Genomic DNA, 26,997 nt, shown 5'->3' on the forward strand with positions numbered 1-26,997 from the left:
ATCGTATGAATATGAAAATGTATACCAAGTTTGATAAAAGAATGTTGGTATTAAATAAGATTATTATTGCTTTTTTAGTACTAATTACATTTGTTCCTTTAGTTTATATTCTTGTCGCCTCTTTTATGGATCCACAAGTATTAGTGAGCAAAGGAATTAGTTTTAACCCTAAAGATTGGACAACAGAAGGATATGCCAGAGTATTTAGTGATAAGTCGATACTTCGAGGCTTTTTAAACTCGCTATTATATTCCTTTACTTTCTCGGTTTTAACAGTTGTTATTTCTGTATTAACCGCTTATCCATTAGCAAATAAAGAGTTAGTTGGACGTAAATGGGTCAATATCTTTTTAATCATTACGATGTTCTTTAGCGGTGGGTTAGTCCCAACTTACCTTTTGATTAAACAATTAGGTATGCTAAATACAATGTGGGCAATTGTGTTACCTGGTGCTGTAAATGTATGGAATATTATTTTAGCGCGGACTTATTTCCAGGGATTACCAAAAGAATTGGTTGAAGCAGCAGTGATTGATGGTGCAAATGACTTGCAGATATTCTTGAAAATTATGTTACCTTTAGCGAAACCAATTATGTTTGTATTATTCTTGTATGCTTTTGTTGGCCAATGGAATTCATATTTTGATGCGATGATTTATATCAAGGATCCGAATTTAGAACCATTACAATTAGTTTTACGTAAAATCTTAATTCAAAGTCAACCAGCCAAAGATATGATTGGGGCACAAGCTGCAATGAACGAGATGAAGCGCTTGGCTGAAATGATTAAATATGCGACAATTGTCATTTCAAGTTTACCATTGATTGTTATGTATCCGTTCTTCCAAAAATACTTTGATAAAGGAATTATGGTTGGTTCACTTAAAGGATAAAAATAATTTTAGATTGGAGAAAAATATCATGAAAAAATGGATGACAGTAGGTAGTGTTTTGGTAGCGAGCAGTGCACTTTTATTAGCAGGTTGTAGCAAAAAAGATGAAGCAGCGAGCCCAGATTATAAATTAGAAGAAGTGAAATTTCCTTTAAAAGATGAAGTGACCTTGAAATTTATGACTTCTTCTTCACCATTATCACCAAAAGATCCAAACCAAAAATTGATTTTAAAGCGGATGGAAAAAGCGACAAATGTTCATATTGATTGGACCAATTATCAATCTGATTTTGCTGAAAAACGGAACCTAGATATTTCTTCTGGTGATTTACCAGATGCCATTCATAATGATGGGGCTTCAGATGTGGAATTAATGAACTGGGCAAAACAAGGTGTCATCATTCCGGTAGAAGATTTAATTAAAGACTATATGCCTAACTTGAAAAAAATTCTTGATGAAAACCCTCAATATAAATCCATGATTACAGCACCGGATGGACATATTTATTCTTTCCCTTGGATTGAAGAATTAGGTGAAGGTAAAGAGTCTATTCATAGTGTGAATGATATGGCTTGGATTAATGTCGATTGGTTAAAAAAATTGAACTTGCCAATGCCACAAACAACAGATGATTTAGTGAAAGTTTTAGAAGCCTTTAAAACGCAAGATCCAAACGGAAATGGCAAACAAGATGAAATTCCGATGTCCTTTGTAAATGGTGGAGGTAATGAAGATTTCAAAATGTTGTTTGGAGCATTTGGTATCGGGGACAATGATGATCACTTAGTTGTAAATAATGATGGTACAGTCGATTTTACTGCTGATAATGAAGAATATAAAGAAGGCGTTAAATTTATGCGCCAATTACAAGAAAAAGGATTAATTGATAAAGAAGCTTTTGAACAAGACTGGAATACTTACATTGCCAAAGGGGCGGAAAAACGTTATGGTGTTTACTTTACTTGGGATAAGGCAAACGTATCTGGAATGAACGATTCGTATGATGTTTTACCTGCATTAGCTGGTCCAAGTGGTAAAAAACATATTACTCGCTCAAATGGTATGGGATTCCAACGTGATCGCATGGTTATTACCAGTGCGAATAAAAATCTTGAATTAACAGCAAAATGGATTGATTATCAATATCGACCACTTCAATCCGTCCAAAATAACTGGGGAACTTATGGCGATAAGAAACAACAAAATATTTTCGAATTTGATAAAGCAACCAATTCATTGAAACACTTACCATTAGAAGGTACGGCACCAGCTGAATTGCGTCAAAAGACTGAAATTGGTGGACCATTAGCCATTCTAAATAGTTATTATGGAAAAGTGACCACAATGCCTGATGATGCAAAATGGCGTTTAGATTTGTTGAAAGAATACTATGTTCCTTATATGGATAATGAAAATATCTATCCAAAAGTATTCATGAATGAAAAAGATTTAGACAAGATTAGCCAAGTAGAAGCAGATATGAATGACTATATTTATCGTAAACGTGCAGAATGGATTGTAAATGGCAATATTGATAAAGAATGGGATAGTTATTTGAAAGAGCTAGATAAATATGGCTTAAACGATTGGTTGAAGATTAAGCAAAAATATTATGATAGCAATCAAAAGAATAAGTAGGTGGAGTGTATGTATAGTATTGAACGTGCAAATGAATATATTCAAGCAAACAAACATCATGTGACGGCAACCTATCAACCTAAACTACATTTTATTCCAGAAATTGGTTGGATGAACGATCCTAATGGCTTTGTATATTACAAAGGAGAATATCATCTTTTTTATCAATATAATCCTTATGATAGTAAATGGGATACAATGCATTGGGGTCATGCGAAAAGTAAGGATTTAGCGCATTGGGAATATTTACCTATCGCCTTAGCACCAGATCAAGATTATGACAAAAATGGTTGTTTTTCAGGTTCAGCTTTAGTAGTTGATGATACACTTTGGTTAATGTATACCGGCCATATTGTGAATGAAGATGGCTCAATTTCTCAAGTGCAGAATATGGCTTACTCTACTGATGGTATTACTTTCCATAAAATTAAGGAAAATCCGGTTATTACAGGTCAACAATTACCTAATGAAATTAGTAGAAGTGATTTTCGAGACCCAAAATTATTTGAAAAAGATGGCAAGTATTATGCAGTGGTTGCGACTCAGCATTTGGATCAAGTTGGTTGTGTAGTATTAATAGAATCTGAGAATTTGCTTGATTGGTCTTTTAAGTCGATTTTTCTAAAAGGTGAGCAAAATCAAGGCATTGTCTGGGAATGTCCAGATTATTTTGAAATAGATGGTCAAAGTTATCTGATTGTGTCTCCAATGCAATATCATTCTGAGTATTTAGACTTTAATAATCAAAATTCAAATATCATTATGCAAGGTCGAGTGGACTGGCAAGTAGGGAAATTTTATCCTAGCAATCTGAAAGAAATTGACCATGGCCATGACTTTTATGCTGCTCAAACAACTAAAAATGCAGATAATGAACGTGTGATGATTGCTTGGATGCATACTTGGGGACGTCCACTGATTACAGACCAATTGCAGCATGGTTGGTTTGGCTCCATGTCTTTGCCTAGAATCTTAACCGTGCAGGAAAACCAGATCATTCAAAAACTACCCGAAAGTCTGGACAATCAGTTCGTGAAGGTTGAATTAAATGAAGAGTTAAAACAACCTTCAAAAATCGAAATTGATATCAAAGAAACGATTGAATTGAAACTAGGAACCAAAGAGGATTATATTTCTTTTGGATATGATGCCTTCAGAAAAGAAGTTTATATTGATAGAAAAAATCTGAAGTATCAGCTAATTGGCGAAGAACGCAATCCTGTTTTATACCGTGGTGTACAAATTCAAGCGACTCATTTGACCGCTTATATCGATCAGCAAAGCATTGAAATCTTTGTCAATGATGGCCAAGAAGTGCTTACCTCTGTCTTTTATATCGAAGGACCGAAAAAGGTTTATTCGCAAAGATAAAAAACTTGGATTATAATATATTTGTCATGAATGCGGTTGACAAAATCAGAAAATTTAGTATGATAAAAATGTAGAACCGTTCCCACATGGTGAAAATTCAAATAAAGGAGCAATCGATATGGGACTATTTGGCAAATTATTCGGTAAAAAAGACGAAAATCAGGAAGTTGTTGTAAGCGCTGTGAACTTAAATCCAGGTGAAGTGGCTGCTGTGGTATCAGGTGAAGCTGTGGCATTAAGCACTGTAAATGACCCAGTATTTTCAAGTGAAATGATGGGGAAAGGGATTGCGATTAAGCCAAGTGCTAATGAAGTCTACGCACCAGTTAGCGGTGAATTAACAGTCTTTTATCCTTCTATGCACGCATATGGTATTAAAGGCGATGATGGCGTAGAAATTCTTATCCATATCGGTATTGATACAGTGAACTTAGAAGGTAAACACTTTACTTCTAAGAAAAAACAAGGAGATCGTTTGGTTGCTGGCGAATTACTAGGTACTTTTGACCGTAATGCTATTAGCAAAGATGGTTACGATACTACAGTGATGCTAATTGTGACAAATACGGACAACTATGCAGAAGTCGCACCAGTTAAAACAGGCGAAGTCGCAGCAAAAGAAGTAATACTAAATGTAAAATAATAAAAAGGTCGTGAAGCAGCTTGCCTTGTAAACAATAATTGGATTGGTTGGGAAATCCATTCATATTGGATTTTCCTAACCAATTTGTTTTGTTCGATAAATTTTGAACAAAGTATCATGAAAGGGTATACTTTCCTGATAAAGCGTTTTATAATATGATTATCAATGTTCATGGGAGTGATTTTTGTGTATTACGGATCAATTGAAGCAGGTGGAACAAAATTTGTTTGCGCCATCGGTAATGAAGAATTAGAAATTTTAGAACGTGTAAGTTTTCCAACCACCACACCAGAAGAAACAATGAGTGCGGTGATTGACTATTTTAAAAAATATCAAGCAGAATTAGCGAGTATCGGTGTCGGTTCGTTTGGGCCAATTGATATTCATCCTGATTCACCAACTTATGGTTATATCACTTCAACCCCTAAATTAGCATGGCAAAACTATGACTTTGTCGGTGCGCTAAAGGCTGTTTTCGATGTGCCAATTGCTTGGACAACTGACGTGAATGCAGCGGCTTATGGCGAATATTATTATGGTCATGGTCAAGGTAAACATAGCGTGGTTTACTACACAATCGGTACTGGTGTAGGTGGTGGTGCCATTCAAGATGGACGCTTTGTAGAAGGATTCAGCCATCCAGAAATGGGCCATATGCTAGTGGTTCCTCATAAAGATGATGATTTTAAAGGTGCTTGTCCATTCCACGGTAACTGTCTAGAAGGAATGGCAGCTGGACCTGCAGTGGAAAAACGTCTAGGAATCAAAGGACAAGACGTACCAGCGGATCATCCTTACTGGGAACAAGAAGCATACTATATTGCGCAATGTGCGTATAATACGACTTTGATGCTCTCTCCTGATGTGATAATCTTCGGTGGTGGTGTGATGAAACAAGAACACATGATGGAACGTGTGCATCGTCAATTCAAAGAGTTATTGAAAGATTATGTGAAAACGCCGGAATTATCAGAGTACATCGTAACCCCTAAATTGGTCGACAATGCGGCAACTATTGGCTGTTTAGCGATGGCCAAAGATTTATTGAAATAGAAATTTGTGAACGTTACAGAGGTTTTTCTTTGTAACGTTCATTTTTTTCGTTATAATTTAAATTAAAACTCTATTAAACCTTTCTAATCTGATATAATGTAAATCACATAAAAGGAAAACGGAAACTTTTCATCGCTTGCTTACATTCAAGAAATTCCTTGATTTGGCAAGCAAAATTTTTTTAAAGGATTGGTGATTTCTGTGTTTAATTTCTCTGCAGGTCCAGCTGTTTTACCAAAAGAAGTGTTGCAAAAAGCTCAAAGTGAATTCCTAAATTACGAACAAAGTGGTATGTCAGTGATGGAGATGAGTCACCGATCCAAACTTTACGATGCGATTATTAAAGATTGTGAGCAACATTTGCGCGATTTGATGAACATTCCTGATAATTATCATGTTTTATTCCTTCAAGGTGGGGCAAGCTTGCAATTTAGTATGATTCCACTCAATTTAGCTCAAGGCAAAAAAGCGTTATATGTAAATACGGGTGCATGGGCCAAAAAAGCCATTCAAGCAGCCAAACAAGTCCCTGGTGTTGAAGTGGAAGTTATCGCAAGTAGTGAAGATCAAAATTTTACTTATGTCCCTGAAGTAAGCATTGATCAGGTCGACCAAAACGCGGCTTATGTGCATATTACGACCAATGAAACAATCGGCGGGGTGACCTATGATAAGTTACCAGATTGTGGCAAGGTGCCAATTGTCGCAGATATGTCTTCTAATATTTTAGCTAATAATTTCAAGGTGGAAGATTTTGGCGTGATTTATGCCGGTGCGCAAAAGAATCTCGGCCCATCTGGGGTGACATTGGTGATTATTCGTGATGATTTATTGAATAAGGAACCAATTTTTGCACCGATGCTAGATTTTGCCTTACAAGCGAAAAATCGTTCTCTTTATAATACACCACCTACCTATGCCATTTATATCATGAAATTAGTTTTAGAATGGGTGAAAGAACAAGGCGGCGTACCAGCGATGATTCAACAAGATCAAGCCAAGGCCAAACTTTTATATGACACCATTGATCAGTCTAAACTATTTTCAAATCCGGTGGCGAAAAAGAATCGCTCCATTACCAATATTCCTTTCGTGACTGGGGATGAAGCATTAGATCAATTATTTAATGAACAAGCCTTAGCCCAAGGGTTCCAAAATTTAAAAGGTCATCGCAGTGTTGGTGGGATGCGTGCTAGTTTGTATAATGCCTTTCCATATGAAGGGGTAGAAGCGTTGGTTACGTTTATGAAGGCATTTGAAGTGGAAAACGGAGGAGAAAAATAATGTATCAAATTAAAACATTTAATGTGATTGCGCCAGAAGGTTTGTCTCGTTTTGAAAAGGAAAATTATGCGATTAATGAAAGTGATCAGCCGGATGCGATTATTTTAAGAAGTCAAAAGTTACATGATTATGCTTTTCCATCTTCAGTTTTAGCCGTAGCCAGAGCAGGTGCAGGAACCAATAATATTCCGGTGGATGCTTGTACCGAAAAAGGCATTGTCGTCTTTAATACACCAGGTGCCAATGCCAATGCGGTGAAAGAATTGGTTTTAGCAAGTCTTTTAATGAGTGTGCGTCCTATCTTAAAAGGCGCACAGTGGGTTCAAAGCTTATCTGGTGAAAATGCGGAAGAACAAGTTGAAGCCAATAAAAAGCAATTTGTAGGCAATGAATTAGAAGGAAAACGTCTTGGCGTCATCGGGCTTGGTTCAATTGGTGCGATGGTAGCCAATGATGCTTATCGCTTAGGCATGGAAGTGATGGGCTATGATCCTTATGTTTCTGTGGATACGGCTTGGAGTATTTCTCGTCGTGTCAAACGTGCCACTCAAATAGAAGAAGTTTTACAGACTTGCGATTTTATCACGCTTCATTTACCATTAAATGATAAGACCCGTGGCATGATTTCCACTCGCGAGTTTAGTATGATGAAGCCCACTGCGCAATTATTAAACTTCTCTCGTGGCGAAATTGTCGATGTCGATGCTGTTTTAGAAGCCGTAACAAGTAAAAAATTAGCAGGATATGTGACAGATTTTGCGGATAGTCGCTTACTTCATCAAGAAAATATTGTGATTTTACCGCATTTAGGAGCCTCTACACAAGAAGCAGAAGTAAACTGTGCGAAGATGGCTGCTCGTACCCTCAAACGTTATTTAGAAACAGGTGCAATTAAATATTCGGTAAACTTCCCACAGGCTGAAATGGCCTTTCAATCGCCTTATCGTCTATCTATTATTCACCGCAATATTCCAAATATGCTTGGAAAGATTTCAGCGGTGATTGCAAGTTTAGATATTAATATTGACAACATATTAAACCGTGGGCGTGACGAGTATGCCTATACGCTGGTGGATGTGAATGAACAAGATCCTCAAGTCATTGCTGATGTAGTCGAAAAATTAAGTGCACAAGATGATATTATTCGTGTACGCAGTATTCAATATACGGAGGTCCCTTATTAATGGTAGATGTACAACCTTTTCGTGCAATCCGTCCTAATGAGCAATTAGCTTCTCAAGTGGCTTGTTTACCTTATGATGTGATTGATACCAATGAAGCACGTGTTGAATCTCAGGATAATCCTTATAGTTATTATCATATTGATCGTAGTGAGATTGCCTTTGACGATGATTTTAATCCATATGATCCAAAGGTATATGAATTAGCCAATCAGATCTTACAACAATTCTTGCAAAAAGGTTGGTTAAAAAAAGAAGATAAGCCATGTTTTTATTTGTATGAATTAACGATGGATGGTCGTAAGCAAACAGGAATTGCGGCTAGCACGTCAATTGATGATTATGTCAATGATCAAATTAAAAAGCATGAATTTACCCGACCAGCCAAAGAACAAGATCGCATCAATCATATCAAAGCTTGTGATGCCAACACTTCACCAATCTTTTTAAGTTATCGTCAACCACAGGCGATGCAACATTTGGTAGAGGAATGGAAAGCCAATCATGCACCGGTATATGATTTTACCAAATATCATGGTGTTACCCATCGCTTATGGGTGGTAGATGAGGAAGCTACAGTTGCTCAAATGGTTGCCCTTTTTGCACAGGTGCCGGCTTTATACATTGCGGACGGTCATCATCGGGCGGCTTCAGCAGTAAAAGTTGGCTTAGAAAAACGAGCACAAGGTCAAGCAAGTGCAGAAAGTGATTATTTCTTATCGATTATTTTTCCTGAACAAGAATTAAAGATTTTAGAATATAACCGTGTGATTAATGTTACGCCGCCAGCTGATTTTCTTGAACGCTTAGCAAAAATCTTTACCATTCAGCCAACGAGTGAAACGAAATCACAACAAAAAGGTGAGTTCAAGCTTTATTTTCAAAATCAGTGGTATACGTTGACTTTAGATGAAAGCTTACGACCAACGGATGCCGTAGAAGGATTGGACGTGGCAGTTTTACAAAAATATGTGATTGAGGATATTTTTGGCATTATGGATGTCCGTACCGATGCGCGGATTGATTTCGTCGGGGGAATTCGTGGTTCAGAAGAATTGGCTCGTTTAGTGGATAGTGGGGCCTTTCAAGTAGCCTTTGCGCTTTATCCGACTTCGATGCAAGATTTATTAGCTGTGGCAGATGACAACCAAATTATGCCGCCAAAATCTACATGGTTTGAGCCAAAATTATTGAGTGGTTTATTACTACACGATTTAGAAACAAGATGACATCATACTGCAGATAATTACGAAAAACTGTAATTATCTGCAGTATCTTTATGCTGGAATCGTAAAGGATGAAGGGGGACATCTGAATAAAACGAGGGATATTCAAGGTTGAGTAATCTAATAGCTTTATTTTTACGCTTTACATATCATTACGGATTTTTGTAAGTATGTGTTGGAAAACGATGTAGCTTTTTTCATATTTGTAATCAAAGAGGTTCATCGTTTAAAGCGAAAAACTATATCAGAAGTAGATCATACATTGTTTGAGTTAATGAAAGAAGAATATAAATAGATTTCATCCAAAAAAGCATGTGCCGTTTTTTGTCACATGCTTTTTTTAAAAAAGTTCTTGGATGGTTGAGAGGATAAGCTGAATATTTAGAACGGTTAATACCGCTGTACTTATCCAACCTAAAATGCTGAGGATAGGTTTGTTTTTAAATTGTTTGCCCATGATTTTTTCCGAACTCGTAAAGTAAACGAGTGGAATCATCGAAACTGGTAAAGCGATACTTAGAAAGACTTGCGAATAAATCAACAATTGATCCAGCGTTCCTTCATCATCTCCAAAGAAAATAGCACAGAGTATGACTGGTAGTACAGATAATAGTCGTGTGATTAAGCGACGAATCCATGGTGGTAATTTAATATGGATGAATCCTTCCATCACGATTTGTCCAGCTAAAGTTCCGGTAATGGTCGAGTTTTGACCGGAAGCTAGTAGTGCAACGGCGAATAGAACACTTAATACCGGACTAGCAACTTTTCCAGCAATATTTGGATCTTTTAAGGCATCATAAAGGGCAGTAAAAGTTCCTAAATCTCCTTGATGACCAAAGAATAAGGCACTTCCCAAAATCAGCAATAGACAGTTGACTAAAAAGGCGAGAGAAAGTTGTAAATTCGAATCCCAAGTCGCAAAACGGACAGCCAGTGCAATATCTTCTTTACTTTGACGATTATATTTGCGAGTTTGTGAAATCGAAGAACCTAGGTAAAGGTTATGCGGCATTACAGTAGCGCCGACAATCCCTAATGCCATGGTTAATTCTCCATGATGTAATATCCGTTTTTGAGGGATAAAGCCGCCGAAAACTTGTTGGACCGCTGGATCGGCTTGGAAGACTTCATATAAGAATACGCCTAAAATGACTAAGATTAAGGTCATCACTATGGCTTCGATTTTTCTAAAGCCTAATTTCATCAATAATAAGAGTAAAAAGACATCAAAGACAGTGAGCAAGACCCCATAGGTGAGTGGAATGCCAAACAATAGATTTAAAGCAATCGCACTTCCGATAATCTCGGCAATATCAGTGGCCATGACCGCCAATTCAGTAATAATCCAAAGCAAGATTCCTAATTTTTTTCCGGTATATTTCCGTGTCGCCTGTGCCAAATCCATGTGTGTGACAATGCCTAGTTTAGCCGCCATGTATTGGAGCAACATCGCAATCAAACTTGATAAAAAGACAACGGATAGTAGGAGATAGCCATATTTTGCCCCGCCGCCAATGGAAGTAATCCAGTTTCCGGGGTCCATATATCCAACTGCTACTAAAGCTCCAGGACCGGAGAAAGCTAGTAAATTACGCCAAAAGTTTTTTGTTTTAGGAATTTCAACTGTTCCATTGATTTCTTCTAAGCTTTTGGAATGTGTATGTGTAATAATTGGCGTTTTATGTGTTGTTTCATTCATGAAAGCACCTCATATTCTAGTAAAATGTTAAAAGTTTAGGTAAGCCTAAAACTAATTACATGGTACACTTATTTGTAAGAAAATGCAAGTAAAATCCTTTTCTCATTTTAATCAAAAATGAAACAGATTATTTGAGAATTTTATCGTTTAAACTTATGCTAGAATGAGGAAATTAGATGGTAAGACAAAAAGGTAAATAATCGGGATACATTCTGACATAATTATGATAAGAAAGGATTTGATAGTATGCCAGTTATCATACCAAGTGAAGCTCTCTGTAATATCACTGAGTTATTCGATATGGCTCATAAGATACAGGAACCGATTTTTATTACTAAAAATGGTTATAGTGATCTGGTGTTAATGAGCAGTGAATTATATGATAAATTTGTAAAAAACAACCGAATCGACCAGGCAATCTACGAATCTGAGAAAGAAATGGAATCAGACGGTGTTTCTATCGGTCTTGATGAAGCTTTTTGAGACCCTGAAAAAATAAGTGAATGAAACGTAAAATCGGAGTCATCTTCAGTGTATGAAAGATGACTCCGATTTTTTTGATAAGCGAGACTAGTAGATAAGCCTCAAGATTTTTATCCTTTGACTGAACCTGCTGTGATACCTTCCACATAGAATTTTTGCATATAGATGAATAGGATGGTAATTGGAATGGCAATCATCACACATCCAGCGGTAAAGGACATGAATAACGAATTGGCAGTTGTCTTGGTCATCATTGAGTAAAGACCAATTGCAACGGTATAGTTTTCAACTTTATCGCCCATGATGACTTTGGCAAAGATGAAGTCCATCCAAGGTCCCATGAAAGCCATCAAGGAAGTATAAACGATAATTGGTTTAGATAATGGCAAAGTAATTTGAGTAAAGATTTGCCATTTGTTTGCGCCGTCAATCATAGCCGATTCATCCAAAGTCATTGGAATGGTATCAAAGAAGCCTTTCGCAATGTAAAAGCCAAGTGCGGCACCGGATGAGTAGACGATGACTAGGGCTACTAAGCTTTCTGTTAAGTTCATGGCTTTTAAGATGTAGTAGATAGCAATCATACTCATAAAGCCAGGGAACATGTTTAATACTAAAGCAACTTTTAAGAATGGTTTACGCATTTTGAAACGTAATCTTGATAATGAATAAGCCATCGCAATCGTAATAAATGTTGATAATAAACAACTAAAGATAGCAACGATTAAAGTGTTCATAAACCAACGAACGAATGGATAAGTACCATTTGGATTGGTCAATAGTTTGGCATAATTATCAAGCGTGAATTGTTTTGGAATGATGTAAGGGACGAATGCGCCACCTTCAGCACGAAAACTTGTTAAGACAATCCAGATTATTGGAAAGACCCAGATACAGGCCAAAATAGCAAGGATGACATAGACTAAAGTTAGATTTAATTTGCGTTTTGCACGATAATTCATATTGTTTAGCCCTCCTTAAATGAATTTGTTCTAGTGTAGGCTGCTAAACTAAAGACAGCTGAAAGAATAAAGATTAAAATACCGATAACCGAAGCTAAGTTATAGTCCATTGTATCCACGGTTAATTTATATAACCAGGTAACGAGCAAGTCTGTACTACCGGCACCATAGAAATCTGAGTTAGATGGGCCACCACCAGTTAATAGGTAGATGACGTTGAAGTTATTGATATTGCCGACTAATTGTTGAATCAATGAAGGCATCATAACAAATAAAATTTGTGGGAATGTGATGCTTCTAAAGATTTGGAAACTATTTGCACCATCAATGCGAGCCGCTTCGATTTGGTCAGTTGGTAAGTTTTGTAAAATACCAGTAGTGATAATCATTGTTACCGGAATCCCAATCCACATATTGACAAAGATAATTGAGAATTTTGCCCAAGTTGGATCAGTTAAGAAAGGTAAGGCTGATTTGATAATCCCTAAATTCATCAAAGTTGAGTTGATTGGACCCGCATCGTTTAAAAGGTTACGCATAATCAATAAGGAAACGAATTGAGGGACGGCCATCGTTAAGACGAATAGGGTACGCCAAAATTTCTTTCCTTTGATGCCTTTAGTGTTGATTAATAAGGCAAGGATCACGCCAAAGATGAAACAAGTGACAGTTGCCATAACCGCCCAAATCAAGGTCCATACTAATACTGGGAAGAAAGTAGAAGCCATATCCCCAGTAATGACATTACCGAAGTTTTTGAATGCCACCCAAGTAAAGAGTTGTTTTGGTGGGAGATGATTGTGATCATAGTTCGTAAACGCAATCGAAATCATGTATAACAACGGTAAAATGGTAAATAATAGCACACCAAGTAAAGGAATGGTCATCAAAGTTGCGTGGAAGCGTTCGTTGAGTAAAGATCTTAAATCATCACGAGTGGTAGGAATAGGTTTGTTCTCTTGTTTTAATTCATAAAGTTTGCGTGCGCTCTTTAAGTTGACGATGTAAAGATAAATCATCATCGCACAAGTTAAGATGGCTGCGATACCGAATAGCAAGATTAACATGGAGTTGTCGCCTTTTTGTAAGACTTCAATACCTAAATCTTCATTATAAACTAATCCTTGTTTTTTCGTACCAAGTGTTTGTAACATTGCTAGAGCGGTCACTCCATTACGAATTAACCAAAAGAAGAAAAGAATTTCTGAACCTAAAAAGAGTAAGCCTTTTGGAATTTGCTTGTTACATAAATTAGCCGTTCCCATAAATAGAAAAGATAGTTTAGTTGGTAAATCGCCCTGTTTAAATAGTTCTCTAAAAGTCATTTTTTTAGGGTGAGAAAGCATTTTTTGAGACATAAGATTCACGCCTTTTCATAAGATATAATGAAATGTTATCTGCAGGAAATCCCCGCAGATAACATTAGTAAGTTCAATTATTTTGCTTCTTTAGAGATATCTTCAACGAATTTATCTAATTTAGCTTGATATTGGTCACTAGCAATTTTACCTTTGTAAGTATCGTTAATTAAAGCATCCATTGCTGGCCAGAATGATACCATTTCAGGTAATTTAGGCATAACAACTGAGTGAGCTTCATCAGACATTGCTAAGACAGCTTTTGCGACATCATCACTTTGAACTGCTTCAGATTCTTGAGCCGCTTTGTTTGATGGGATGATACCATGGTTCTTGAATAATTCTTCTTGTGCTTTTTCACCACTGATGTAGTTTGCTAAAGCCATCGCAGCTAGTGGATGTTTTGTTTGTTGGTTAACCGCGAATAATTTCACACCTAAGAAAGCTTTCATAGGAACTTCGCCATTACCAAAGTCAACTGTTGGATAAGCTGCAACGCCCATCTTGTCACCTAAACCTTTTTTCACATCGTTTTTAGACCATGGACCTGAAAGGAAGGCACTTGTTTCACCTGAAGAAAGTTTTGCAATCGCTGTTTCGCTTGATTGAACAACCCCTGGATTTGATTTTTGTTTAGCAATCCAGTCAAGAACTTGTACACCTTTTTCATTGTTGAAGTTAGTACCTTTTAGATCTTCACCGTTTTTACCAAATAATACATCGCCATTACTCATAAATAATGGGGCGAAGATGTAGTTTGCACCATTTTCAGCAAAGTTGGTACCTAATTTACCTTTTGTTGTGATTCCTGTCCAAGTTTTCACATCTTCTTCAGATAAAACAGATTTATTGTAGTAAAGGACTTGAGTTTCTACTCCATATGGGTAAGCGTATAATTCGCCTTTCCAAGTTGCCCCTTCAATAGCAGAATCAATATTGTTTTTCTTCACTTCATCTGCGAATTTTGTATTCTTATATAATAGACCTGCTTCAGCCATTTGTCCGACTTGGTCATGTGGTAACATAAAGACATCGGCTGCTTTTTCAGGATCTTTAGAAACATCTTTTTTCGCATCAGCAGAAGAACCGACTTTGACATCCACTTTAACATCAGGATATTCTTTTTCAAAGTCTTTAACGATTTTGTTGAAAGTGGCTTTTTGTTCGGTATCAATCCATAATTTAATGTGACCTTCTACTTTAGAACTTGAAGCTTTGCCACCATTGTCTGTAGCGCTTTCATTCTTGCTTGAGTTTCCGCATCCGGCAAGTAGTAATACGCTGGCTCCTAAGGCTACTGTCCCTAGAGCAAATTTTTTGAAGTTAGTTTTCATTCTCAAGACCTCCATTTATTTGAGAAAAATAATTACATGTTTATTATGCAATCGTTTGCGTCTTTTGTCAAATGTTTTTTTCGTAATTTTTTTAAAATATGAAAAAGATAAGGGGGTTTTATAAACATAAATTTTAAATACAAATGTTTAAAAAAAAAGGTAAATGCTTGGTTTTAAAAGGATTTCTGACTGATTAACAAAACAAATTTGCGATAAAGTGCAACCGATTGCTGTTTTTTGCTTGATTGCGTTTTCGGTTTATGTAATAATAGGGGCGAATCAAATATTTAAATAAAAGGAGAGATTGTATTTATGAATACTTCTGCAATTTATCATCGACCTGAAAGTGAATTTGCTTATCTTTATAATGAAGCAACGATGCACATTCGCTTACAGACCGCCAGAGAAGATGTGAAAGCGGTATACCTTGTTCACGGTGATCCTTATTTGGTGAATAGTGAAAAATGGTTCCAAAAGAAAGTACCTATGCAAAAATTATTGACAACGCAATTGCATGATTATTGGCAAATTAGTGTAGGTGCAAAATTCCGCCGTATTGCTTATGGGTTTATTGTTGAAGGTGTGGATGGCACGACCGCTTTTTATGGAGATCAAGGCATTTTTCCAGCAACGGAAGAATACTTGTCAACACCAAATCTTTATTATCGTTTGCCTTATTTCCACCAAACAGACCGCGTTAAAGTGCCTGAATGGGTGAAACAAACAGTATGGTATCAAATTTTCCCAGAACGTTTTGCAAATGGGGATACGACGAATGATCCAAAAGGCACTCTTGCATGGGGAAGCGAAGAACCAACGCCATTTAATTTCTTTGGTGGAGACTTACAAGGGGTACGCGACCATTTAGATCATTTGGTTGATTTAGGAGTAAATGGTTTGTATTTCTGTCCAATCTTTAAAGCGACTTCTAACCATAAATACGATACGGAAGATTACTTTAAAATTGATCCAGCTTTTGGCGATGATGAAACCTTTAAAGCCTTGGTTGAGGAATGTCATGCTCGTGGGATTAAAGTGATGCTGGATGCAGTATTTAATCATATTGGCGATAATTCTCCACAATGGCAAGATGTCATTAAAAATGGAGAAAAATCTAAATATGCTGATTGGTTCCACATTCATGAATTTCCAGTGAGTTATACAGAAGGGGACAACTTTGAAGATGCTAAAGATTTAACTTATGATACTTTTGCCTTCACGCCGCATATGCCAAAATTAAATACAGCTAATCCTGAAGTGCAAGAATATTTACTTTCAATTGCGAAATACTGGATTGAAAAATTTGATATCGATGCTTGGCGCTTGGATGTTGCCAATGAAGTGGACCACGCGTTTTGGAAGAAATTTAGACAAACTTGTGATGCAGCGAAAAAAGACTTCTATATATTAGGAGAAATTTGGCATTCTTCTCAACGCTGGTTACAAGGTGATGAGTTTGATGCCGTGATGAACTATGCCTTTACCGATGCGATTAAAGCTTACTTTGTAAAAGATGAAATTCCTTTGACAAAGATGGTTGCGCAAATGAATCAACAATTAATGCTCTATCGCATGCAAACCAACCAAGTGCAATTAAATGTTTTGGATTCTCATGATACCCCTAGATTATTAACGGAAGTTGCTGGGGATAAAGACTTGGCTCGTCAAATTATGGCTTTCACTTATTTACAAATGGGTGTTCCGTGCGTGTATTATGGTACGGAATATGCGATGGAAGGCGAGTTTGACCCTGGTTGCCGCAAATGCATGGTTTGGGATGAAAAAGACCAAGATTTAGAAATGTATGAATTTATGAAATTGTTGGTCGCCTTTAGAAAAGATTATCAACCAATTTTAAGTGAAGGTAGCTTGGAATGGTTAGCAGTCGATGATTGCACAGGAATCGTATCGCTTGCTCGTCAATTGGAAGATCGTCTATTAGTCGCAACTTTTAATACTGGCGATCAACCTGTGACAATGCCAGTAAGCGAAAGAACAGTTTTAAGTCAAAATACACAAGAAAATCAAATTTTACCTAAAGGATTTGTCATTACTTATTGGGAAGGTGTGGAATAATGAGCCAAAAACATTGGTGGCAAGAAGTCGTTGTTTATCAAATTTATCCAAGAAGTTTTAAAGATAGTAATGGTGATGGTATCGGGGATTTACCCGGTATCATCGAAAAATTAGACTATCTGGAAAAACTAGGTATCGGTGCGATTTGGTTATCTCCAGTCTATCAATCGCCAAATGATGATAATGGTTATGATATTTCTGATTATGAAGCGATTATGACTGAGTTTGGGACAATGGAAGATATGGATCGTTTAATTGCCGAAGCGAAAAAACGTAATATTCGTATCATCATGGATTTGGTGGTCAATCATACCTCTGATGAACACACATGGTTTGTTGAAGCACGCAAATCTAAAGACAACCCTTACCGCGATTACTATGTATGGGCTGATCCAAGTGAAGATGGGGGCGTGCCAAATGGGTTACGTTCGGCCTTTTCTGGTTCAGCTTGGCAATTGGATGAAGCAACAGGACAATATTATTTACATTTATTTAGTAAAAAACAACCTGACTTAAACTGGCAAAATGAAAAAGTCCGTCAAGCAGTCTATCAAATGATGAATTTCTGGATTGATAAGGGCATCGGTGGGTTCCGTATGGATGTGATTGATTTAATCGGTAAAGTACCAGAAAAAGAAATCACCGGAAATGGTCCTCGTTTGCATGAATTTTTACAAGAGATGAATCAAGCGACTTTTGGTAAACATGATTTATTAACCGTCGGCGAAACTTGGGGTGCCACACCAGAAATTGCGAAACTTTATTCAAATCCAGATCGTCACGAACTTTCGATGGTTTTCCAATTTGAACATATCGGCTTAGATCAACAAGAAGGCGGCGAAAAATGGGATTTAGCACCAGTTGATTTAGGTAAGTTAAAACAAATTTTTGCAAAATGGCAAACCGAGCTTGATAATCAAGGTTGGAATTCACTCTTTTGGAATAATCATGACTTACCACGGATGATTTCAAGATGGGGCAATGATGGTCAGTATCGTGTTGAAAGTGCGAAAATGTTGGCGATTTTACTTCATATGCAAAAAGGCACCCCTTATATTTATCAAGGAGAAGAAATCGGCATGACTAACACAGCAATTACCGATATCTCTCAAGCGCGTGATATTGAAACCATTAATATGTATCATGAACGTTTAGCTAATGGCTATGCAAAAGAGGATATTATCCACTCGATTAATGTCAAAGGTCGGGATAATGCTAGACGTCCAGTACAATGGAATAATCATGCCTTTGCCGGTTTTTCAACGGTTGAACCATGGATTGCCGTCAATGATAATTATGAAAAGATTAATGTTGAACAAGCTTTGGCCGATCCCGATTCGATTTTTTACACTTATCAAAAATTAATTGCGCTACGTAAAGCAAACCCAATTATGATTTGGGGCGATTTTGAATTAGTGGATACGCAAGAGGAAGTATTTGCCTACCTACGTAAATATCAAGGCGAAACTTGGCTAGTGGTGACTAACTTTTCTAATGAAGCACACGACTTTAAGTATGACAATGCCAAGGCTAAAGAAGTTGTCATTGAAAATATGCCTGTGCAGTTATCAGAATGCTTAGACTTGACCTTAAAACCATGGCAAGCTTTTGTTGTAAAATTGGAGGCATAATATGGAAAGAAAATGGTGGGAAACTGCGATAGGTTATCAAATCTATCCGCGTAGTTTTTATGATAGTAATAATGATGGTATTGGTGATTTGCAAGGAATCATCGCAAAATTGCCTTATATTAAAGATTTAGGAGTCGATTTCATCTGGATTAATCCAATTTATGCTTCTCCTAATGTGGATAATGGCTATGATATTTCCGATTATCAAGCCATTCATCCTGATTTTGGCACGATGGAGGATTTTAAGGAATTATTGACAAAAGCACATGATTTAGGCTTGAAGATTGTGATGGATCTGGTCGTTAATCATACGAGTGATCAGCATCCATGGTTTCAAGAAGCGCTAAAAGGCAAGGACAACCCTTATCGTGATTATTACTTATGGGCAGATGCAACACCGGATCGAATGCCGAATGACTGGCAAAGTTTCTTTGGTGGCTCAACGTGGCAATATGATGAAAAATCAAAACAAGCCTATTTCCACATTTTTGCGCCTGAACAACCTGATTTAAATTGGAAAAATCCTAAGGTCCGTGAAGAAATTTATCAAATGATTCGCTGGTGGCTAGATTTAGGCATTGATGGCTTCCGTTTAGATGCGATTAGTCATATCCAAAAAGAGCCATGGGACTTCAAAATTACCGATAATCCATGGGCGCCGTTTATGAATGTGGCGGGAATTGATGAGTATATGCAAGATTTGAAGGGAATTTTTGACGAATATCCGATTGTAACGATAGGTGAAGCAAGTGGTGTGACGAGTAAAAAAGCGGTGAAATGGACCAATCGAGAAGGCTATCTAGATATGATTTTTGAATTAGAACATCAAGTCAGAGAAGGCCAACCTGGTCATGAGCGTATCAATGTGCTCGGATGGAAGAAAGTTGTCAGTCGTTGGCAAAAAGATTTGAATGCGAATGGTTGGAATGCACTCTATGTCGAAAATCATGATAATCCTCGCATCAATTCGATTTTGGGTAACGAAAGCGAACAGTCGGCCAAAGCAATCGCAACGGCTTTTCTATTTATGAAAGGGACACCGTTTATCTATCAAGGACAGGAAATCGGTATGACGAATTTCCCATTTACATCAGTAGAACAATTAGATGCTAAAGATAGTTATAGCCATTATCAAGAATTGTTGAAACAAGGTGTAGAACCATCTGAAGCATTACAACAAATTTGTCATTGGACCAGAGATCATTCCCGGACACCGATGCAATGGCAAGATAGTGATGAAGCTGGGTTTAGCCAAGCACAACCTTGGTTAGCGGTCAATCCAAACTATCAGGAAATCAATGTAGCTGAGCAAGAAGAACGTCCAGATTCCTTGTTAAACTTTTATAAACAAGCGATTCAGTTGCGCAAAACACCGCTATTTGTCGATGGTAATTATGAGTTGCACTTAGCGGGTCATCCACAAGTCATTGCTTATACACGAAATACGGCTGAGCAAAGTGCTTTGGTTTTAGTGAATTTAAGTGATCAAGAAGTTGTGGTAGATTTGCCAAACCGTGTGGTACAACCAATGGCGAAAGTTATGCTTGCAAATGTCACGGAGCCTAAACTGCAAAAACGCATGACACTTGCGCCATTTGCAGCGATGATTTTTGAATATTAAAAAAAAGCCCAGTCAGCAATCTTGCTGACTGGGAAATTTTGATTAAACCAATCGTTCAAATGGGTCGCTGCTAATGCCTTGAGCAAGTACTTGTTTGGCATATTCTTGGGCGGCAAATAAGGAATGGTCGCGATAATTCCCACATTCTTTGGCCGAAACAGCTGGCACATAATCAGTCCCAATGACATGTTTTTCTAAGACAGTTTTAAGGGCGTCACGAATTTCTTCCGTTGAATGTTCGCCCCAAACGATTAAGTAAAAACCAGTGCGACAACCCATTGGAGATAAATCGATGACTCCTTCAATATAGTCGCGTAAATTCACGGCTAATAAATGTTCTAGTGTGTGAAGTGCAGCAGTTGGTAAGGCATCTTGATTTGGTTGTAAGAAACGTAAATCAAATTTTTGAATGACGACTCCTTGATTGGTTTCCATTCCTGCCATGCGGACGTAAGGTGCTTTGACTTTATTATGATCTAGACTAAAACTTTCTACTTTTGCCATGTATATCCCTCCAAAATTCATTTGCATACCCACTATAACAAAGCGTGCTCTTACTTTCAATGAATTTATCGGAAAAAATGTGTGAAAAGACTAGTAAAATTTGAAATATATGTTAAAATAATTAAAAAATATTAATAAAGGGAGTAATGTCTTGTGGCAAGAGAATATACTGTAGCAGTCGTCGGAGCAACTGGGGCTGTCGGAACAAAAATGATTGAAATGTTGGAGCAATCTACATTACCTATTAAAGCGGTGAAATTATTAGCTTCTAAACGTTCTGCTGGAAAAAAAGCATTCTTCAAAGAGCAAGAATTAACGATTGAAGAATTGGTGCCAGAATCATTTGAAGGTGTGGATTTGGCTTTATTTAGTGCAGGTGGTAGCATTTCAAAAGTCTTTGCGCCAGAAGCTGTGAAACGTGGCGCGGTAGTAGTTGATAATACCAGCTATTTCAGAATGCATGAAGGAATTCCGTTGGTTGTGCCTGAGGTGAATAAAGAAGCCTTAAAATCACATAAAGGAATTATCGCCAATCCAAACTGTTCAACGATTCAAATGATGGTTGCCTTAGAGCCTATCCGTCAAAAAGCTGGTTTGGACCGTGTGATTGTTTCTACTTATCAAGCGGTATCGGGTGCTGGTGCGCGTGCGATTGCTGAATTAACAAATCAAGTGAAAGCCTTTAGTGAAGGGACGCCATTAAATGAATTAACGGCTGAAATTTTACCATGTGGTGGCGATAAAAAACACTATCCATTGGCCTTTAATGCTTTGGCGCAAATCGATGTGTTTAGTGATGAAGGTTACACTTATGAAGAGTGGAAAATGGTCAATGAAACGAAGAAAATTATGGAAGATAGCAGCATCAAAGTTTCTGCGACTTGTGTCCGTGTGCCTGTTTTAAGCGGTCATTCTGAATCTGTTTATATTGAAACAAAAACACCATTAACGGTCGAAGAAGTGCGCGATGTATTAAAAGATGCACCAGGAGTCGTTTTAGAAGATGATCCTAGCCAACAAATCTATCCACAAGCGATCAATTCAATTGGCAAGAAAGAAACCTTTGTTGGTCGTATCCGAAAAGATTTAGATGTCGAAAATGGCTTACACTTATGGGTCGTATCTGATAATCTATTGAAAGGCGCAGCTTGGAACTCTGTACAAATCGCCGAAACGTTACATGAAATGGATTTAGTCCGTGTACCTGAATAAAAATTTACCGACTTGTTGATAGGACAGGTCGGTATTTTTGTGTCTAAATGGATGGATATTCTCACTTTTGCACGAATAAACTAATGATTTTTTGAATTCTATGAGATAGTTGTATTTTTCTTTTTGTTTTAGTCTTGATTTCATGTATAATAGTAATGATGAGTTAAAGAAATAAAATAAAAATTGAGGTGAAATTTTTGACTAAGATAAATATCATTCCACAAAGCGGGGTTCGTGAAAGTGGAAAAAACCTATACATTGCCGAAGTCGATGAAGATATTTTCGTGCTTGATTGTGGGTTACGCTATCCAGAAAGTGAACTATTAGGAATTGATACGATTATTCCTGATTTTACTTATCTTAGAGACAATAAAGAAAGGATTGCCGGGATCTTTTTAACCCATGGACATCCGGATGCAATCGGAGCGCTTCCTTATCTTTTGGCTGAAGTGAAGGCCCCGGTTTTTGGGACGAAATTAACCATTGAATTAGCAAAATTAAATGTGCATCGTTATGAGCCAACTAAACGTTTTAAAGAATTCCATGTGATTGATGAATACACAGAAATTGATTTTGGTGAAACAGTGGTAAGCTTCTTTAGGACGACCCATTCGATTCCCGATTCAGTAGGGGTGAGCTTAAAAACACCTGAAGGAAATATTGTTTATACTGGGGATTTCAAATTTGACCAATCAGCCAGTGAACCTTATCGCACCGATTTTGCACGTTTAGCCGAAATTGGTAAAGAAGGGGTGCTTGCATTATTAAGTACTTCAAGTAATGCTGAAAATCCTCAACCGATTGCTTCAGAACAAAAAATTGCTGAAGAAGTCTATGATACCATTAATTATTGGGAAGGCCGAATTGTCGTTGCCTGTGTCGCAAGTAACTTACAGCGTGTTCAACAAGTGATTGATGCCTGTTATAAAGCGGGCCGTAAAATTGTATTGACGGGTCAAGATTTCGGTCGTATTATTCGAACCGCGATGAAGTTAGGCAAATTAACGGTTCCTGATGAAAATTTATTTATTCCGCAAAAAGAAATGAAAAAATACGCTCCAGAAGAACTATTGATTTTAGAAACAGGTCGTATGGGAGAACCAATCAAATCTTTACAACGCATGGCAAAAGGAACACATCGAACTTTGCGTATTCATGAGGGCGATTTGGTTTATATTACGACTACGCCAACTATTTCGATGGAGACGGTGGTTGCTAAGACAGAAGATATTATTTATCGTGCAGGTGGCACGGTTAAAAATATTTCTGATAATATGACGGTTTCAGGTCATGCTAATCCAACTGACTTACAATTGATGATGAATCTTTTGAAACCGAAATATTTAATTCCAGTTCAGGGAGAATATCGTCAATTAGCCGCTCATGCTAATCTGGCTAAACAATTAGGTTATGATGATAAACATATTTTAGTGACGGCTAAAGGGGATGTCATCAGCTTGATTAAGGGCCGTTTGATTTTAAATGGTTCGGTGCCAGCTGAAAATGTCATGATTGATGGTAAAGGGGTCGGTGATATTGGGAATATTGTCTTGCGCGACCGTAAAGTATTGTCTGAAGATGGCATCTTTGTAGCAGTGGTTACGATTAATCGCCGTGAGAAAAAAATTATTTCCTCCCCACAAATTACTTCACGTGGCTTTGTCTATGTGAAGGCGAGTCGTGATTTAATGCGTGAAAGTGCAGAAATTGTGCAAGAAATTGTTGAAAGTCATTTACAAGTGCAAGACTTTGATTGGGGCAATCTCAAACAAGATATACGTGATCAATTGAGTCGCTATCTATTTGAGCAAACACGCCGTCGCCCAGTCATTTTGCCAGTGATTATGGAATCAAGCAACCGTAAAGGCAAAAATAATCGCTATTAATACACATAGCCAAGAGAATGTTATCAATGGTTCTCTTGGCTATTTTTGTGGTTAAAATTGAAAGGTCGATGTATATTTTTAGATTCTAATATTGATGAAAATAATTGGATTATTTAAATAAAAAAGATACCTAATGCCAAAATTTAACACTAGGTATCTTTTTCACGTATTGAGTTTCACCTCACGCTAGATATGCCCTCTCTATTCCTCAAGGGTAGGCAGTCCTGCTATTCTTTTACTCAACATTAATGATAAATGTTGAGCCCACAGGCGGGTGCAGACCATATCCACTAACCCACAAATAAAGCAAATCAATTTTCGGTTCCAATCATAGCGATGGCGAAAATCCTTGTCGATATTTAGGTGTGAAAGTTGCAAAAAACGCTAAACTTGAATCATTTCTCCTGATAGTCTAGAAAATTATTTTTCCCCTCAGAAACTTCCTAAAAAGCATTGTACTTCTGCTAAAATCTGTTACAATAAATGTTGCATACTGTATTAATTTCATCTAAAAAAGTTAGATGTAAACGTTCTATATAATGGATTGTGTTATAACAAAGTACAAGAGGAAGAAGTGAGCAAATGACAACGAAACATGATTTAATTTTATCATATATTGAGCAGTTGCCAGTTGGCGAAAAAATCTCAGTACGAGGGATTGCCAAACAGCTACAGGTCAGCGAAGGGACTGCCTATCGCGCCATTAAAGAGGCCGAAAATAGTGGTTTAGTTTCGACCATTCAACGGGTAGGAACCATTCGCATTGAACGCAAATTAAAGAAAAATATTGAAAAATTAACCTTTGCAGAAGTAGTAGAGATTATTGAAGGAGATGTGCTTGGCGGAGAAAGTGGTTTAAGTCATGTCCTCAATAAATTTGTGATTGGAGCGATGGAAGTATCAGCCATTGAACGTTATGTGACACCTGGTTCATTGATGATTGTCGGTAACCGTATCAATGTGCAACGCTTGGCTTTAGAAAATGGAGCGGCGGTACTGATTACTGGTGGTTTTGATACGACTAGTGAGATTGCCAGTCTTGCTGATGAAAAAGGGCTACCAATTTTACGGACGACTTATGATACGTTTACCGTGGCGACGATGATTAACCGAGCTTTAAGCGATCAATTGATTAAAAAAGAAATTATGCTGATTGCCGATATTTATATGCCCCTAGAAAAGACGCATTATTTACAAGTTCATGATACTGTGCGTGATTATATTGAATTGGCCGAAACCACCAAACATTCGCGCTTCCCAGTCGTCAATAAAAATATGCGTGTCGTTGGGATTGTGACTACCAAGGATATTTTAGAAAAGAGCGATCATCTTTTAATTGAACGGGTCATGACCAAAGATCCCCGTGTCGTGAAAAAGGAAATGTCGATTGCTTCTGTCAGTCATCAAATGATTTGGGATGGCTTAGAAGTGATGCCGGTGGTTGCCGATGATTTTTCACTATTAGGGATTGTGACACGTCAAGATGTGATGAAGGCGATGCATTTGATTCAAAGACAGCCGCAAGTATCTGATACGATTGCCGATCAAGTCAATGCGCAAATTCAGATGATTGAAGAAGATGCCCAAGGAAATGCCCTTGAATTGCCAGAGTTTCAATTTACAGTTACGCCACAAATGGTAGATGAACTAGGGACGATTTCTTTTGGTGTGCTTTCAGGATTGATTGCCAATACTGCCAAACAAACCATGATGATTTATAAACGTAAAAATACTTGGATTGAACAAGTGAACTTACATTATTTCAAATTGATTCAGTTAGAAAGCGAGCTGTCAATCAAGCCGCGAATTTTAGAGTCAGGTCGCCGTTCTGCTAAACTAGATATGGAAATTTATCTTGAAAATACTTTGGTGGCTAAAGCGATTGTCACTTGTCAAGTCATGGAAAGAGCATAGAAAGAGCATAGAAAGTAGGGATAAGATGGATTTACAAACAGCACAAGCAATACTAAATAAAATAAAAGCCTATGATACGATTATTATTCATCGCCATATGCGTCCTGATCCAGATGCCTTAGGTTCGCAAGTGGGATTGGCTGAGATCTTACGAGCAAGTTTTCCTGAAAAGCAGATTTATCAAGTAGGGAAAACTGTTGATCATTTGGAATATTTAGCAACGATGCAAGAAATAGCTGATGAAGTTTATCAAGATTCACTCGTGATTGTCACTGATACCGCCAATGCACCACGAATTAGTGATGAGCGCTATCATCTAGGAAAAGAATTAATTAAAATTGATCATCATCCAAATGACGAACCTTATGGCGATTTGGTCTATGTGGATACGACTGCAAGTAGTTGTAGCGAGATTATTTGTGATTTTTATCAACAATTAGCGGATGAATTAACGATGACAACTGAGGCAGCACGTTTGCTCTATGCTGGTATTGTGGGAGATACAGGTAGATTTTTATATCCAGCCACTACAGCCAAAACACTGCGAATGGCAAGTTTTTTACGAGAATTTGATTTTGATGCAACTTTATTAAATCGCCAACTTTCACAAATTAGTTTGGCAGTTTCTAAATTAGTCGGTTATGTCTATCAAAATCTAAAAATTGATGAAAATGGCGCAGCTTGTTGTTATTTGTCACAAGCCATTTTGCAACAATACGGAGTAGATGATTCAATGACTGCCCATTTGGTGCCCTTACCTGGGGAGATTGATCAAGTCCAAGCCTGGGCATTATTTGTCGAGCAACCAGAAGGCTATTATCGTGTGCGTTTACGTTCTAAAACTAAGCCTATCAACGAAATCGCGAAACGTCATTATGGGGGCGGCCATCCATTAGCAAGCGGTGCCAATGCCTATAGTTTGGAAGAAGCCCAAGAAATCTATCAAGAAATAAAAGATGTGTTAAAAAATAGTCATAAAGAATAACTTTTTTATTGGTTCTTTAAAAATGCATTTCAAAATCTT

General features: G+C 37.4%; 21 protein-coding genes. 16 read left to right on the plus strand and 5 right to left on the minus strand.

What is annotated here, in order from left to right:
* Positions 1 to 5: 5 nt before the first annotated feature.
* The 8 genes from I567_RS05230 to I567_RS05265 all read left to right on the plus strand — a co-directional run bounded on the left by I567_RS05230 (position 6) and on the right by I567_RS05265 (position 9,293).
* Positions 6 to 893, plus strand: a complete 888-nt coding sequence (locus tag I567_RS05230) for a carbohydrate ABC transporter permease (protein ID WP_016251209.1) — start codon at positions 6 to 8, stop codon at positions 891 to 893.
* Positions 894 to 921: 28 nt separating this feature from the next.
* Positions 922 to 2,532: an ABC transporter substrate-binding protein gene (locus tag I567_RS05235; protein WP_016251210.1), complete on the plus strand. Its 1,611-nt coding sequence runs from the start codon at positions 922 to 924 to the stop codon at positions 2,530 to 2,532.
* 9 nt (positions 2,533 to 2,541) lie between these two features.
* Positions 2,542 to 3,903 carry a glycoside hydrolase family 32 protein gene (locus I567_RS05240; protein ID WP_016251211.1) on the plus strand — a complete coding sequence of 454 codons (1,362 nt, stop codon included), beginning with the start codon at positions 2,542 to 2,544 and terminating at the stop codon, positions 3,901 to 3,903.
* Between the two features lie 118 nt (positions 3,904 to 4,021).
* Positions 4,022 to 4,546, plus strand: a complete 525-nt coding sequence (locus I567_RS05245) for a PTS sugar transporter subunit IIA (protein WP_016251212.1) — start codon at positions 4,022 to 4,024, stop codon at positions 4,544 to 4,546.
* Positions 4,547 to 4,732: 186 nt separating this feature from the next.
* On the plus strand, positions 4,733 to 5,599 hold the full coding sequence (scrK, locus tag I567_RS05250) for a fructokinase ScrK (RefSeq protein ID WP_016251213.1): 867 nt from the start codon (positions 4,733 to 4,735) through the stop codon (positions 5,597 to 5,599).
* 195 nt (positions 5,600 to 5,794) lie between these two features.
* On the plus strand, positions 5,795 to 6,883 hold the full coding sequence (gene serC / locus I567_RS05255; RefSeq protein WP_026209890.1) for a 3-phosphoserine/phosphohydroxythreonine transaminase: 1,089 nt from the start codon (positions 5,795 to 5,797) through the stop codon (positions 6,881 to 6,883).
* A complete protein-coding gene (locus tag I567_RS05260; RefSeq protein ID WP_016251215.1) occupies positions 6,883 to 8,067 on the plus strand; it encodes a 3-phosphoglycerate dehydrogenase family protein in 1,185 nt (394 codons plus the stop codon). Before serC ends, I567_RS05260 begins: the two co-directional genes overlap by 1 nt.
* On the plus strand, positions 8,067 to 9,293 hold the full coding sequence (locus tag I567_RS05265) for a DUF1015 domain-containing protein (protein ID WP_016251216.1): 1,227 nt from the start codon (positions 8,067 to 8,069) through the stop codon (positions 9,291 to 9,293). Before I567_RS05260 ends, I567_RS05265 begins: the two co-directional genes overlap by 1 nt.
* 337 nt (positions 9,294 to 9,630) lie before the next feature.
* Here I567_RS05265 and I567_RS05270 read toward each other — a convergent pair whose 3' ends face one another.
* The gene (locus tag I567_RS05270) at positions 9,631 to 10,992 is read right to left on the minus strand and encodes an Nramp family divalent metal transporter (protein ID WP_016251217.1); all 1,362 of its coding nucleotides are present in this window, start codon (positions 10,990 to 10,992) and stop codon (positions 9,631 to 9,633) included.
* A gap of 246 nt (positions 10,993 to 11,238) precedes the next feature.
* On the opposite strand from I567_RS05270, the gene I567_RS05275 reads away from it, so the two are divergent.
* Positions 11,239 to 11,475, plus strand: a complete 237-nt coding sequence (locus I567_RS05275; RefSeq protein WP_016251218.1) for a type II toxin-antitoxin system Phd/YefM family antitoxin — start codon at positions 11,239 to 11,241, stop codon at positions 11,473 to 11,475.
* 110 nt (positions 11,476 to 11,585) lie between these two features.
* On the opposite strand, the gene I567_RS05280 is transcribed toward I567_RS05275, so the two are convergent.
* From I567_RS05280 to I567_RS05290, 3 genes are all read right to left on the minus strand, one after another.
* Complete coding sequence (locus I567_RS05280) at positions 11,586 to 12,437, minus strand: sugar ABC transporter permease (protein ID WP_016251219.1); 852 nt, start codon at positions 12,435 to 12,437, stop codon at positions 11,586 to 11,588.
* Between the two features lie 5 nt (positions 12,438 to 12,442).
* Positions 12,443 to 13,795 carry a carbohydrate ABC transporter permease gene (locus I567_RS05285; protein ID WP_016251220.1) on the minus strand — a complete coding sequence of 451 codons (1,353 nt, stop codon included), beginning with the start codon at positions 13,793 to 13,795 and terminating at the stop codon, positions 12,443 to 12,445.
* Positions 13,796 to 13,872: 77 nt separating this feature from the next.
* Positions 13,873 to 15,129 carry an extracellular solute-binding protein gene (locus I567_RS05290; RefSeq protein ID WP_016251221.1) on the minus strand — a complete coding sequence of 419 codons (1,257 nt, stop codon included), beginning with the start codon at positions 15,127 to 15,129 and terminating at the stop codon, positions 13,873 to 13,875.
* Between the two features lie 312 nt (positions 15,130 to 15,441).
* Here I567_RS05290 and I567_RS05295 point away from each other — a divergent pair, with 312 nt between their 5' ends.
* The 3 genes from I567_RS05295 to I567_RS05305 are packed head-to-tail and all read left to right on the plus strand — an operon-like array spanning position 15,442 to position 20,457.
* The gene (locus I567_RS05295) at positions 15,442 to 17,205 is read left to right on the plus strand and encodes a glycoside hydrolase family 13 protein (protein WP_016251222.1); all 1,764 of its coding nucleotides are present in this window, start codon (positions 15,442 to 15,444) and stop codon (positions 17,203 to 17,205) included.
* Positions 17,205 to 18,836: a glycoside hydrolase family 13 protein gene (locus tag I567_RS05300; RefSeq protein WP_016251223.1), complete on the plus strand. Its 1,632-nt coding sequence runs from the start codon at positions 17,205 to 17,207 to the stop codon at positions 18,834 to 18,836. The genes I567_RS05295 and I567_RS05300 overlap by 1 nt, the downstream gene beginning before the upstream one ends.
* Position 18,837: 1 nt before the next feature.
* Positions 18,838 to 20,457: a glycoside hydrolase family 13 protein gene (locus I567_RS05305; protein WP_016251224.1), complete on the plus strand. Its 1,620-nt coding sequence runs from the start codon at positions 18,838 to 18,840 to the stop codon at positions 20,455 to 20,457.
* Positions 20,458 to 20,499: 42 nt separating this feature from the next.
* On the opposite strand, the gene I567_RS05310 is transcribed toward I567_RS05305, so the two are convergent.
* Positions 20,500 to 20,961 carry an S-ribosylhomocysteine lyase gene (locus I567_RS05310; RefSeq protein ID WP_016251225.1) on the minus strand — a complete coding sequence of 154 codons (462 nt, stop codon included), beginning with the start codon at positions 20,959 to 20,961 and terminating at the stop codon, positions 20,500 to 20,502.
* 153 nt (positions 20,962 to 21,114) lie between these two features.
* Between I567_RS05310 and I567_RS05315 the strand changes: the two genes are divergently transcribed.
* From I567_RS05315 to I567_RS05330, 4 genes are all read left to right on the plus strand, one after another.
* The gene (locus tag I567_RS05315) at positions 21,115 to 22,173 is read left to right on the plus strand and encodes an aspartate-semialdehyde dehydrogenase (RefSeq protein ID WP_016251226.1); all 1,059 of its coding nucleotides are present in this window, start codon (positions 21,115 to 21,117) and stop codon (positions 22,171 to 22,173) included.
* Between the two features lie 197 nt (positions 22,174 to 22,370).
* A complete protein-coding gene (locus I567_RS05320) occupies positions 22,371 to 24,059 on the plus strand; it encodes a ribonuclease J (protein ID WP_016251227.1) in 1,689 nt (562 codons plus the stop codon).
* A 582-nt stretch (positions 24,060 to 24,641) separates the two neighbouring features.
* Entirely contained in the window at positions 24,642 to 25,973 is a 1,332-nt protein-coding gene (locus tag I567_RS05325; RefSeq protein WP_016251228.1) for a DRTGG domain-containing protein, read from the plus strand.
* Between the two features lie 25 nt (positions 25,974 to 25,998).
* Positions 25,999 to 26,958 (plus strand): DHH family phosphoesterase, encoded by a 960-nt coding sequence (locus I567_RS05330; protein WP_016251229.1) that lies wholly within the window; start codon positions 25,999 to 26,001, stop codon positions 26,956 to 26,958.
* The last annotated feature ends 39 nt before the right edge of the window (positions 26,959 to 26,997 follow it).

The organism is Enterococcus cecorum DSM 20682 = ATCC 43198 (assembly GCF_000407565.1).
GTDB lineage: Bacteria > Bacillota > Bacilli > Lactobacillales > Enterococcaceae > Enterococcus_E > Enterococcus_E cecorum.